Here is a 10,872-nt window from a genome sequence, read left to right on the forward strand (position 1 = left end):
TCTGTCGCCTTCGGCGACATCTCCCCCTCAAGGGGGGAGACTACTCACCCGCCTGCTTCGCCGGTTCTGAGTGCATGCGGCGGACACGGCGCACGCCCCACCAGACGAGCAGGATGGCAAGCGGCACCGAGGCGGCAGTGACGACCTCCGGCGCAAAGACATGGCCGAAGATCGAAACGCCCTTGGCGACATAGCCGATGAGGCCGACGACATAATAGGAGACAGCAGCGACCGAGAGACCTTCCACCGTCTGCTGCAGGCGCAATTGCAGACGGGCGCGGTTGTTCATCGACGCCAGCAGACCGCGGTTCTGCTTCTCGACCTCGACATCGACCCAGGTGCGCAGCAGCGTGGTGGCGCGGGTGAGCTTCGTCGACAGATTGGCCTGACGCTCCTCGACCGAACGGCAGGTGCGCATGGCGGGGGCGACGCGACGCTGCAGGAATCCGCCCCAGGTGTCGTAACCGGGCACCGCCTCCTCCTCCAGCGCCTCCAGGCGCTCGCGGACGATGCCGTCATAGGCGCGGCTGGCGCCGAAGCGGTAGAGGCTGGAGGCGGCGTCGGCCTCCAGCTCGGCGGCCAGCTCGGTCAGGTCGGCAAGCAGCGTCTGGCTGTCGCGGGTCTCGGCGACCTTCATTTCCAGCGTGGTCTGAGCCAGCCTGTCTTCGATGCGGCGGGCGCGACCGGACAAGGTCAGCGCCAGCGGCAGGCCAAGCATGGCCAGCGTGCGGTAGGTTTCGATATCGATCAGCCGTTGCGCCAGCGCGCCGGTGCGTGCCGGCGTCAGGCCGCGGTCGAGCACCAGCATGCGGGTCATGCCGTCGCCGTCCTGGCGGAAATCGGTGACGATAGCGGCGTTGCCGCGCTCGACCAGCGAATAGCACAGGCTGGTCGGGTCGAAGCCGGCGATCAGCTTTTCGCTCGCCTGCGTCCATTTGCGTATTTCGAGCCTGATGCCGGATATCACCGTTCCCGGCGGCGAAAACCCGTTGCCGAAAGGCGAATCTTCCTGGCGCTGGCCGCTCGCGGCGAGCGGCCCTTCCCACAGGTAGGTCGAGAATTCCGTGTGCCGTTCCCAGCGCAGCGAGCCCTTGCCCCACTTCATCGCATGGTGGCGGGCGTGGGGGTCGGGCGCGGCGATGCCGAGGCGTCGCGACAGTTCGGAAAGCACCGCCTGGTCGACGCCGGATCCGGCTTCGGTCATGAAGGAAAGCTGCACCAGCACGCGCGGTTTCTCGACCAGCGGATGCGGACGGGCGTGAACCTCGCCAAGCGCGCCAGGCCGTCCCTCATGCGCCGGAAAGCCCATGACGCTGCCCTTGACGCGAGGCTGAAATTCGAGATTGGACGGGTCATCTGCCACGGCTGGTCCCCCGGGCTTGCGCAATCGTCGTCCCTCTAGAGCCAATTGCCAAGGGACGCAAACAACAAGTTAGCCGAACGCGATATGCGGCGACAGCAGCGAAACCGACTCGGTCGGGAAAATTGGATAAATAATTTGACCAGTTGGCGACGCTGGCTTTATCTTGCGACACCGCTTCAATCCCCAGGCATCCCCGTTGAGCGACATTTTCTCCAGGATCGAGCATTCCCGCACCGCCGACGAGGTGGTGCAGCAGATCGAGAGCCTGATCCTCGAAGGCGTTCTGCGCACCGGCGACAGGCTGCCGGGCGAACGCGAGCTGGCACGCCAGTTCGAGGTGTCGCGGCCGATCCTGCGCGACGCGCTGAAGGCGCTGGAAGGACGCGGTTTGCTGACGACGCGGCCCGGCGGCGGCACACATGTCGCCGACGTCATCGGCCAATTGTTCACCAAGCCGGTGACGGACCTGATCTCCATGCACCGCAAAGCGGCGACCGACTATCTGGAATACCGCCGTGAGATCGAGGCGGTGGCGGCCGAGTATGCGGCGCGGCGCGCCACAGCCCACGACCTGGCACTGCTCGACCGCATCATGGCGCGCATGGACGAGGCGCACCGCACCGGCAACTTCGACGACGAGGCGGAAATCGACGTCGAGTTCCACCACGCGATCTGCGAATGCGCGCACAACATCATCCTCCTGCACACGCTGCGCTCGTGCTACCGGCTGCTGTCGGAGGGCGTGTTCCAGAACCGGCTCTTGGTGTTCAACGTGCCGGGCGCGCGCGAGGCGCTGCTTTCGCAGCACCGGGCGATCTACGCAGCGGTGAAGGCCGGCGATCCGGCGGCCGCACGGCAGGCGGCGATGGACCACATCACCCATGTCGAACGCGCCATGGCCGAGGCGGAGCGCAGCGGCGACTGGCAGCGCGTGTCGCGGCTGAGGCTCATGCAGCGCTCCGAAGCCGGCGACGGCGAGCCGGCAAGGAAACGCACGTGAGCGCCGGGCAGACAAAATCAACAACTACGAATTAGCGAGAACCAGCGGGAAGCCCATGAGCATGATCCTCACCATCGCCGATCTCAAGGACCTGGCGCGCCGCCGCGTGCCGAAGATGTTCTTCGACTACGCCGATTCAGGTGGATGGACCGAAAGCACCTACCGGGCCAACGAGGAGGATTTCCAAAAGATCAAATTCCGCCAGCGCGTGCTGGTCGACATGAGCAACCGCTCGCTGGAATCGACCATGATCGGCGAGAAGGTGGCGATGCCGGTGGCACTGGCGCCGACCGGCATGACCGGCATGCAGCACCCCGACGGCGAGATGCTGGCGGCGCAGGCGGCCGAGGAATTCGGAGTGCCGTTCACGCTGTCGACGATGAGCATCTGCTCGATCGAGGATGTCGCATCCGTGACCAAGAAGCCGTTCTGGTTCCAGCTCTACGTGCTGCGCGACAAGGATTTCGTCCTCGATCTCATCGACAGGGCGAAGGCTGCGAAATGCTCGGCACTGGTGCTGACGCTCGACCTGCAGATCCTCGGCCAGCGCCACAAGGATATCCGCAACGGGCTTTCGGCGCCGCCGCGCTTCACGCCGAAACACATCTGGCAGATGGCGACCAGGCCGGGCTGGTGCATTGGCATGGCGGGCACCAAGCGTCGGACCTTCCGCAACATCGTCGGTCACGCCAAGGGCGTCGGCGACCTCACCTCGCTGTCGTCATGGACGACGGAGCAGTTCGACCCGCATCTGTCGTGGAAGGACGTTGCCTGGATCAAGGAACGCTGGGGCGGCAAGCTGATCCTGAAGGGCATCCTCGACAAGGAAGACGCGCTGATGGCAGCCAAGACGGGCGCCGACGCGATCATCGTCTCCAATCATGGCGGACGCCAGCTCGACGGTGCGTCGTCATCGATCGGAGTGCTGGAAGAGATCGCCGACGCGGTCGGCGACACGATCGAGGTCCATATGGATGGCGGCATCCGCTCGGGCCAGGATGTGCTGAAAGCGCTGTGCCTCGGCGCCAAGGGCACCTATATCGGCCGGCCTTTCCTTTACGGCCTGGGCGCGCTCGGCAAGGATGGGGTTACAAAAGCCTTGGAAATTATCCGCAAGGAGATGGACATAACGCTGGCGCTGTGCGGAAAGCGTCTGGTAACCGACATGGGCAAGGATCAGCTTCGGCGTTAGACTCCCGTGACGGCATGATCACGGAGATGGAAGCATTGACCGCCCCCGGCATCCACTTTCTCGACGCGCGCGGACCGGAAGGCATGCGCCTTTATGCGGTCGGCGATGTGCATGGCCGGTTCGATCTGCTGGTCGCCATGTACCGCCGGATTGCGGCCGAGATCATCCAGGCGCGACCAGCCGACTGGCGTGTCATCTATCTCGGCGACTATGTCGACCGCGGCCCGGACTCCAAGGGGGTCCTTGATTTCCTGATCGAAGCGCGAAAACGCGACCCGCGTCACCTGATGCTCGCGGGCAACCACGACATCGGCTTCCTCGACTTCCTCGATGCCCCCGACGCAGACGGACTTTTCATGCGCTATGGCGGCATCCAGACCGCGCAATCCTACGGGGTGGCGATCAATGAAGGCGGCGGCGCGTGGTTTGGCAGGTCCGAGGCGGCACTGCGGCAAGGCCATGCAGCACTTGTCGAGGCCGTGCCGAAAAGCCATGTCGACTTCTTGCAGTCGCTGCCGTTTTCACTGACGTTCGGCGACTTCTTCTTTTGCCATGCCGGCATCCGGCCAGGCATTGCGCTGGAAAGTCAGACCACGCAGGACCTGATCTGGATCCGCGATATCTTCCACAACCATCCAGGCCTCCATCCGAAGATCGTGGTGCATGGCCACACACCGGTGCCGGAGGCCGAGGTGATGATCAACCGCGTCAATATCGACACGCTCGCCTACCAGACGGGAAACCTCACCGCGCTCGTCGTGGACGGCGCCGACAAGCGTATCCTGGTGGTGTCAGGTGAGAGGGCTTAAGGCGGGTCGCGCTTCAAGTCTTAGTTTGTTTATGTCGTTATCCCAAAACCGCTGCGCACCCTCGGGTCAAGCCCAAAGGCAGGCTTCTGGGTGGCACGCGCTAGCGAAGCGCGGCGGTGACGCCGTAGCCGTCGACGGCGTTGTGGTTGGCGGCTGCGTCGCCGGAATAAGTGCCGAGGCCGCACAACACGATGGCCGACAACATGGCAAAGGACAGAAGCGCTGCTTTCACGGACGTCATCTCTTGTTGAGCTTTCTGCATCTGTGCACGAGGCGGGTTACCAATGGGTTGAAACGAAAATACGATTTCGCGCTTCTAGGGATGTTCTGTATCGGCGATGTGTCGCGCGAGTGACACAAAGGGTTCATCGCGGTTGCACGGAAGATGCAGAGCGCGTGCCTTCTAGGGTGGCGGCCGGCCACAAGCCAAGGACGAAACAAGCTGTCCACAGCGGATTTTTGTCAGCGTGCCAAATATGCAACGTCGGCCCTGACAAGCCGTCAGATCGTCGCCACCCAGGCGCGGGCGATGGCCAGCCCGGCGGCATCCGCATCCGCTCCGTTGCGGGCCATTTCGTCGTCGAGCCGGTCACTCCAGTCAGGATGCCGCTCGGCTATGAGCGGGGCAAAGGACCTGCTCCAGTCGCGGACCATCGGCCGGTCCGCCTCGAAATGGAACTGAAAGCCATAGACGGCGCGGCCGATGCGAAACGCCTGGTTCTCGGCGACGTCGTTGCCGGCGAGCCGCACAGCGTTTTCAGGCAGTTCAAAGGTGTCATCGTGCCATTCGAAGATGGGGAAATTTTCGGGTAGCGCGCCGAGCACCGGATCGGCCTTGGCGGCCGGAGTGAGCGAGACCTTATGCCAGCCGAATTCCGAGGCGCCGCCGATCCGGTTCTCGCCGCCAAAGGCGCGCGCGACCAGTTGGCTGCCAAGGCAGATACCGAGAACGGCGCGATCCTTGTCGGCGAAATCGCGCGTCAGGTCGAGCAACCCCGGAAAATACGGGCAAATCTCGTCGTCCAACGCATTCTGGGCGCCGCCGAGCACGACCATGGCGTCGTGCGCATCGCTGTCCTGCGGCAGCGTCTCGCCACAATAGGGCCGGCGCAGATCGATGTCGGCACCCGCCTCGACAAGAGCTGCGCCGATCTGGCCAAGGCCCTCATTGTCGAAATTCTGGACCACCAGCACCCGCATTGAAAAACCTGCTGACATGAAAATGATGCGACGAGCGATATCATGCCGTCATCATTCCAGCCAAGATGCGTGTCCGGGGAGAAAGCTATGCCACTGCAGAACCGCGTAGACCCGTTCGGCGTCCTCCATGCCGTGCCGGAGCGCGGCCTGTTCATGGGCAACCGCGGCATCATCCATGACCCCGAAACGAAGACACTGCTGAAAAAGCGCTGGGCGCTCCATGCCTGGATCATCTGCGTCTGCGAATTCCGCGATGTGCGGCGCGAGCCGATGGGCCGCAACAGGCCAGGGGGAAAACCCGGCTGGACCGAATTGTTTTTCCTGGACGAGGTGACCGCGCTCTCTGCCGGCCATCGGCCCTGCTTCTTCTGCCGGCGCGAGCGGGCCAGAGATTTTGTCCAGCGCTTCGGCGTATCCTTCGGCATTGCCGAGCCGCGCGCACCGCAGGTCGACAAGCGGCTGCATAAGGAGCGGCTCGCCGCAGGTGGGCGGGCACCCGTCGTAGCCGCAGAAGAACTTGCCGGGTTGCCGGACGGCGCCATGGTCGCGAACGGCGGCAGCGCCTATGCGATACGGGGCGGCGAGGTATTGCGCTGGTCGTTCGCCGGCTATGGCGAACCGGTGGGGTTCGGCGGTTTTGCAGGCCGTCCAATTCGCCTGCTCACGCCGGCAACCACCGTTTCGGTGCTGAGGCAAGGCTACGAGCCGGTTTGGCATCCCTCGGCCGAGACTTGACGCCAAGAGCCGGCTCGCCCATTCCTCGGCGATGCGCGCCAATTACAAGATGCAGCGGCTGTTCGTGCCGGACGACCTCGGACCGGATATCGAGTTCGAGGCGAGCCCGCAGCAGGGCCACTACCTGATGCATGTGCTGCGGCTCGGCGAGGGCGCCGAAATCCTGTTGTTCAACGGCCGTGACGGCGAATGGTCGGCGGCAATCGCCGCCAGATCCAAGAAGGCGGTACGCCTGAAGGTGCTTACCTTGCAGCGGCCGCAGCCGCCGCTGCCCGATCTCGTCTATTGCTTTGCGCCATTGAAACAGGGACGGGTCGATTATCTGGTGCAGAAGGCGGTCGAGATGGGCGCCGGCGTCCTGCAGCCGGTCATCACCCAGCACACGCAAGTGGCAAAGCCCGGCATCGAGCGCCTGCGCGCCAATGTCGTCGAGGCTGCCGAACAATGCGGCATCCTGGCGGTGCCGGACGTGCGCGAAGCGGAAAAGTTCGAACGCCTGCTGACAGGCTGGGACAAGGAGCGGCGGTTGATCTTCTGCGACGAGGATGCCTCGACCAACAATCCTCTGCCCGCACTGCAAGCGATGCGGGAGAAGAAATTCGGGCTGCTGGTCGGGCCTGAAGGCGGGTTTTCCGACGAGGAACGAAGGATGCTGAGGGCGCTGCCTTTCGTAACCGCCATCCCGCTCGGTCCGCGCATCTTGCGCGCCGATACGGCTGCGGTGGCGGCACTGGCGGTGATACAGGCGACGGTCGGGGATTGGTGATCAATTCCAGTTACCCTGTGGCTCAGGATTTTTCGCTTGATCGCCTACTGACATTTCGTCCATCTAGCGCCGGCGGTCGTCCGGCCGCCTGCAGCGCCGCGCGTCCTTTCGGATGCGCCAAGGACGCTGTAGCATTTGATTGGGGCATGATCCTTTCCAAATCGAAGCCGATTTTCAGGGTCATGTGCTAGAGGGCTTGTAATGGCGCGCGACACAACCGACTTCCGGCCCATCGAAGGCGTCGACGAGCTTGTCGGGCATCTGGCCGAAGGCAACAAACCGCGCGACAAATGGCGCATCGGCACCGAACACGAGAAATTCCCGTTCTATGTCGACGGCAATGCGCCGGTGCCCTATGGCGGCGAGCACGGCATCCGCGCCATTCTCGAAGGCATGCAGGAAAAACTCGGCTGGGATCCGATCATGGATGCCGGTCGCATCATTGGCCTGGTCGAGCCGACCGGCCAGGGCGCGATCTCGCTGGAGCCCGGCGGCCAGTTCGAGCTGTCCGGCGCGCCGCTGGAGACGATCCACCAGACCTGCCGCGAAGGCAATGCACATCTGGCACAGGTGCGCGAGATCGCCGAACCGATGGGCATCCGCTTCCTCGGCCTCGGCGGCAGCCCGAAATGGTCGCTGGCCGAGACGCCGAAAATGCCGAAATCGCGCTACGAGATCATGACGCGCTACATGCCCAAGGTCGGCACCAAAGGCCTCGACATGATGTACCGCACCTGCACCATCCAGGTGAATCTCGACTTCGAGAGCGAGGCCGACATGCGCCGCAAGATGCAGGTGTCACTGAAGCTGCAGCCGCTGTCGACGGCGCTGTTCGCCAACTCGCCCTTCACCGAGGGTCGGCCCAACGGATTCCAGAGCTGGCGCGGCGACATCTGGCGCGACACCGACAACCAGCGCTCGGGCCTGCTCGAATTCTGCTTCTCGCCCGACTTCGGCTTCGCCGACTATGTCGATTGGGCGCTCGACGTGCCGATGTACTTCGTCATCCGCGACGGCCACTACCATGACATGACGCACGTCACCTTCCGCCAGTTCATGGCAGGCGCGGCCCGCAACGAGATCCCCGACGGGCTGCCGACGATGGGCGATTGGGCGAACCATCTGTCGACGCTGTTTCCCGATGTGCGATTGAAGCGTTTCCTTGAAATGCGCGGTGCCGATGGCGGACCGTGGCGGCGCATCTGCGCGCTGCCGGCCTTCTGGGTCGGGCTGCTCTATGACACGGCGGCGCTCGACGCGGCCGAGGCGCTGACCTCGAGCTGGAGTTATGAAGAAGTGCTGGCGATGCGCAACGCCGTGCCGGAACAGGGCATTTCGGCGCCGTTCCGCAACACGACACTGCGCGAGATCGCCCGCGACGTGCTCGTCATCTCGCGCATGGGGCTGAAGAACCGCGGCCGCAAGAACCGCGACGGCTACGACGAAACTTCGTTCCTCAGCACGCTGGACGAAGTCGTCGCACGCGGCACCACGAGCGCCGAAGAGCTGCTCTCCGCCTATCATACGCGCTGGGGCGGCTCGATCGAGCCGGTGTTCATGGAATATGCGTATTAAGGGTTTATGTTGGAGGAGGCGACTTAACGTTTCCCGAATTTCTTTAAAGCTGCACGGAGACGCCCCGCCAAGGTCAATTCGACGGCCCCGCCAGTCATGATTTCCTGCGGCCGAGATCCGAACAAATCCGAACCGGCCAGGCGGGCTTGCGATGGCGTCTTGCGAATAATGATCTGATAACCTCGCCGCAGCTCCTCGAACTGGCCTTCTATCGACCCAAGGAACGCATCGATGCCAGCCCGCGGCCGATCCGCGGCAGGTCGATCCGGCATCCAGACATAGTCGTCCAGAATCATGATGCCGCCCGTTTCCAGAATCTGCCAGGCCAGCGACGCATCGGCAAAGCTGCTGGCGGCTTGGTGGTCGCCGTCGACATAGACCAGCCCGAATGTCCGGCCTTCACGACGAAGCTTCGGCAGGATTTCGATCGATAGTCCCTTGAGCTTCTCCAGCCTGCTTCCGAAGGGAGCGAGATTCTTGTCGAACCTTGATTCGACGGAACTCATATCCGCCTCATACTCAGAACCGCTCGTCACGTGTTCCTTGCTCCCGGCGAATGTGTCGACACAGCAAATCTTCGACCGTTTGAAAAACGAAAGGAAAAACACAGCCGACAGACCCTCGAACGAGCCTATCTCAAGTATTTCAAGATCTCTGTTCTTGATAGCCTTGAACAAGCGCTGCCATTTCGGGATATGCGTAGATGTCCAGTCATGCGAGAAGGACTTTTCGGCAAAGTAATCATGATGCATGGTCGGCTCGATCAAATACCGGGTTGCCCTCCTTTTCGTTCTCGCATCGTTTCGGAGCCCGGCGCAAGACGCAATGATCGTTTCAAAACCACCTGACGCTGATGGCGTGACAGGAGCCTCAGATCCGCCATGTCGGAGGGCACCCGTGCACACCGATGTCAGAACTTCATTCAGGATGTTTGAAGTTCCGTAAGGCGATGGAGCACGCACGCTTGCGGTGCCCCTTCAACAAACGTGGGAAACGGTCTAGGTTTCTGCAGGCGCGGATTTTCGAGGAGAAACCAATGCCTTCCTTGTTCGACATTCTGACGCAGGCGCAGAACGGCAACGGCATGCAGGCCCTGGCCCAACAGTTCGGGCTTTCGCAGCAGCAAACGCAATCGGCGGTCGAGGCGCTGCTGCCGGCCTTTTCACAGGGGCTGAAGCGCAACACCTCCGACCCTTACGGGCTCGGCTCGTTCATGACGGCAATGGCCAGCGGCCAGCACGCCAAGTATTTCGAGGACGCGAGCCGGGCTTTCTCGCCGCAGGGCGTCGATGAAGGCAATGGCATTCTGGGGCATCTGTTCGGCTCCAAGGACCTGTCCCGCGCCGTTGCCAGCCAGGCTGCGCAGGCGAGCGGCGTCAGCCAGCAGGTTTTGCAGCAGATGTTGCCGGCGGTGGCTTCGATGGTGATGGGCGGCCTGTTCAAGCAGACCACAAATCAGATGCAGGCAGCAGGCGGATTCGGCGGCGGCAGCAATCCGCTCGGCGAGATCATCGAGCAGATGATGCGGCAGGCCGGTGGAGGCGCACAGGCGCCGGCACCACAGCAGCGCCAGGCGCCGCAGCCTGCAAGCCCAGCCGACAATCCGCTTGGCAAAGTGCTGCAGGACATGTTCGGCGGTGGCGCGCAGCAGCCGCAACCCCAACAAACGCAGAACCCCTATGGCGACAATCCGCTCGGCAAGGTGCTGCAAGACATGTTCGGCGGCGGCGCGCAGCAGCCGCAAGGCCAGCCACAGCAGACGCAAAACCCCAGTGGCGACAATCCACTTGGCAAGGTGCTGCAGGATATGTTCGGCGGCGGCATGCAGCAGCCGCAGCAGACCCAGCCGCAGCAGGCACCCAATCCCTATGGCGGCGACAATCCGCTCGGCAAGGTGCTGCAGGATATGTTCGGCGGTGGCGCGCAGCAGTCTCAGCCGCAGCCGCGTCAGGCGCCCCAGCAGCGCCAGGCGCCGCAGCCGCAGGCCAGCCCAAGCGGCAGGCCACAGAATCCGTTCGACGACTTGTTCGGCAAGATGTTCGAGACAGGCGCGCAGCAGCGCGACGATTACCAGAAGGGCATGGAATCGATCTTCGATCAGTTCAAGCGAGGCATGGATCGGCGGTAGGCCAACATCAGGTCAGCGCCGCCCAAAAAGAAAAATGCCCAGCCCTCGAGAGGGCCGGGCAGTGTGCAGGCGGGCCGGCGGGGAACCGGCAGGGGGTGGGCGCC

The 10,872-nt window shown here is 63.3% G+C and carries 11 protein-coding genes; 7 read left to right on the forward strand and 4 right to left on the reverse strand.

The annotated features are described in order from the left end of the window. Positions 1-40: 40 nt before the first annotated feature. Positions 41-1,363: a DUF3422 family protein gene (locus EOC93_RS30095; RefSeq protein ID WP_127206437.1), complete on the reverse strand. Its 1,323-nt coding sequence runs from the start codon at positions 1,361-1,363 to the stop codon at positions 41-43. Positions 1,364-1,559: 196 nt separating this feature from the next. Between EOC93_RS30095 and EOC93_RS30100 the strand changes: the two genes are divergently transcribed. The 3 genes from EOC93_RS30100 to EOC93_RS30110 are packed head-to-tail and all read left to right on the forward strand — an operon-like array spanning position 1,560 to position 4,364. Beyond that, positions 1,560-2,363 (forward strand): FCD domain-containing protein, encoded by an 804-nt coding sequence (locus tag EOC93_RS30100; RefSeq protein WP_127206438.1) that lies wholly within the window; start codon positions 1,560-1,562, stop codon positions 2,361-2,363. A 55-nt stretch (positions 2,364-2,418) separates the two neighbouring features. Continuing rightward, positions 2,419-3,555: an alpha-hydroxy acid oxidase gene (locus EOC93_RS30105; protein WP_095483569.1), complete on the forward strand. Its 1,137-nt coding sequence runs from the start codon at positions 2,419-2,421 to the stop codon at positions 3,553-3,555. A 35-nt stretch (positions 3,556-3,590) separates the two neighbouring features. Further along, positions 3,591-4,364 (forward strand): metallophosphoesterase family protein, encoded by a 774-nt coding sequence (locus EOC93_RS30110; protein ID WP_126107242.1) that lies wholly within the window; start codon positions 3,591-3,593, stop codon positions 4,362-4,364. 100 nt (positions 4,365-4,464) lie between these two features. Here EOC93_RS30110 and EOC93_RS35485 read toward each other — a convergent pair whose 3' ends face one another. After that, positions 4,465-4,596, reverse strand: coding sequence for a hypothetical protein (locus tag EOC93_RS35485; protein WP_280953354.1), 132 nt, complete (start codon positions 4,594-4,596; stop codon positions 4,465-4,467). A 269-nt stretch (positions 4,597-4,865) separates the two neighbouring features. Then, positions 4,866-5,564 (reverse strand): type 1 glutamine amidotransferase, encoded by a 699-nt coding sequence (locus tag EOC93_RS30120; protein WP_127206439.1) that lies wholly within the window; start codon positions 5,562-5,564, stop codon positions 4,866-4,868. 87 nt (positions 5,565-5,651) lie between these two features. Between EOC93_RS30120 and EOC93_RS30125 the strand changes: the two genes are divergently transcribed. The 3 genes from EOC93_RS30125 to EOC93_RS30135 all read left to right on the forward strand — a co-directional run bounded on the left by EOC93_RS30125 (position 5,652) and on the right by EOC93_RS30135 (position 8,640). Then, positions 5,652-6,299, forward strand: coding sequence for a hypothetical protein (locus EOC93_RS30125; protein ID WP_127206440.1), 648 nt, complete (start codon positions 5,652-5,654; stop codon positions 6,297-6,299). Positions 6,300-6,330: 31 nt separating this feature from the next. Then, positions 6,331-7,065 (forward strand): 16S rRNA (uracil(1498)-N(3))-methyltransferase, encoded by a 735-nt coding sequence (locus EOC93_RS30130; protein WP_127206441.1) that lies wholly within the window; start codon positions 6,331-6,333, stop codon positions 7,063-7,065. Between the two features lie 201 nt (positions 7,066-7,266). Continuing rightward, positions 7,267-8,640: a glutamate--cysteine ligase gene (locus tag EOC93_RS30135; RefSeq protein ID WP_127206442.1), complete on the forward strand. Its 1,374-nt coding sequence runs from the start codon at positions 7,267-7,269 to the stop codon at positions 8,638-8,640. A gap of 23 nt (positions 8,641-8,663) precedes the next feature. Here the strand turns inward: EOC93_RS30135 and EOC93_RS30140 are convergent, their stop codons facing one another. Further along, complete coding sequence (locus EOC93_RS30140) at positions 8,664-9,407, reverse strand: class I SAM-dependent methyltransferase (RefSeq protein ID WP_127206443.1); 744 nt, start codon at positions 9,405-9,407, stop codon at positions 8,664-8,666. Positions 9,408-9,676: 269 nt separating this feature from the next. On the opposite strand from EOC93_RS30140, the gene EOC93_RS30145 reads away from it, so the two are divergent. Next, entirely contained in the window at positions 9,677-10,768 is a 1,092-nt protein-coding gene (locus tag EOC93_RS30145; protein WP_127206444.1) for a DUF937 domain-containing protein, read from the forward strand. Positions 10,769-10,872: the final 104 nt, after the last annotated feature.

Origin of the sequence: Mesorhizobium sp. M6A.T.Ce.TU.002.03.1.1 (assembly GCF_003997275.1) — a bacterium.
GTDB lineage: Bacteria > Pseudomonadota > Alphaproteobacteria > Rhizobiales > Rhizobiaceae > Mesorhizobium > Mesorhizobium mediterraneum.

What these genes read in the sequence shown, in the direction of transcription:
- EOC93_RS30130 (WP_127206441.1), top strand. Translation starts at nt 6,331, where the DNA reads ATGCGCGCCAATTACAAGATGCAGCGGCTGTTCGTGCCGGACGACCTC.
- EOC93_RS30145 (WP_127206444.1), top strand. Translation starts at nt 9,677, where the DNA reads ATGCCTTCCTTGTTCGACATTCTGACGCAGGCGCAGAACGGCAACGGC.
- EOC93_RS30135 (WP_127206442.1), top strand. Translation starts at nt 7,267, where the DNA reads ATGGCGCGCGACACAACCGACTTCCGGCCCATCGAAGGCGTCGACGAG.
- EOC93_RS30120 (WP_127206439.1), bottom strand. Translation starts at nt 5,564, where the DNA reads ATGCGGGTGCTGGTGGTCCAGAATTTCGACAATGAGGGCCTTGGCCAG.
- EOC93_RS30105 (WP_095483569.1), top strand. Translation starts at nt 2,419, where the DNA reads ATGAGCATGATCCTCACCATCGCCGATCTCAAGGACCTGGCGCGCCGC.
- EOC93_RS30125 (WP_127206440.1), top strand. Translation starts at nt 5,652, where the DNA reads ATGCCACTGCAGAACCGCGTAGACCCGTTCGGCGTCCTCCATGCCGTG.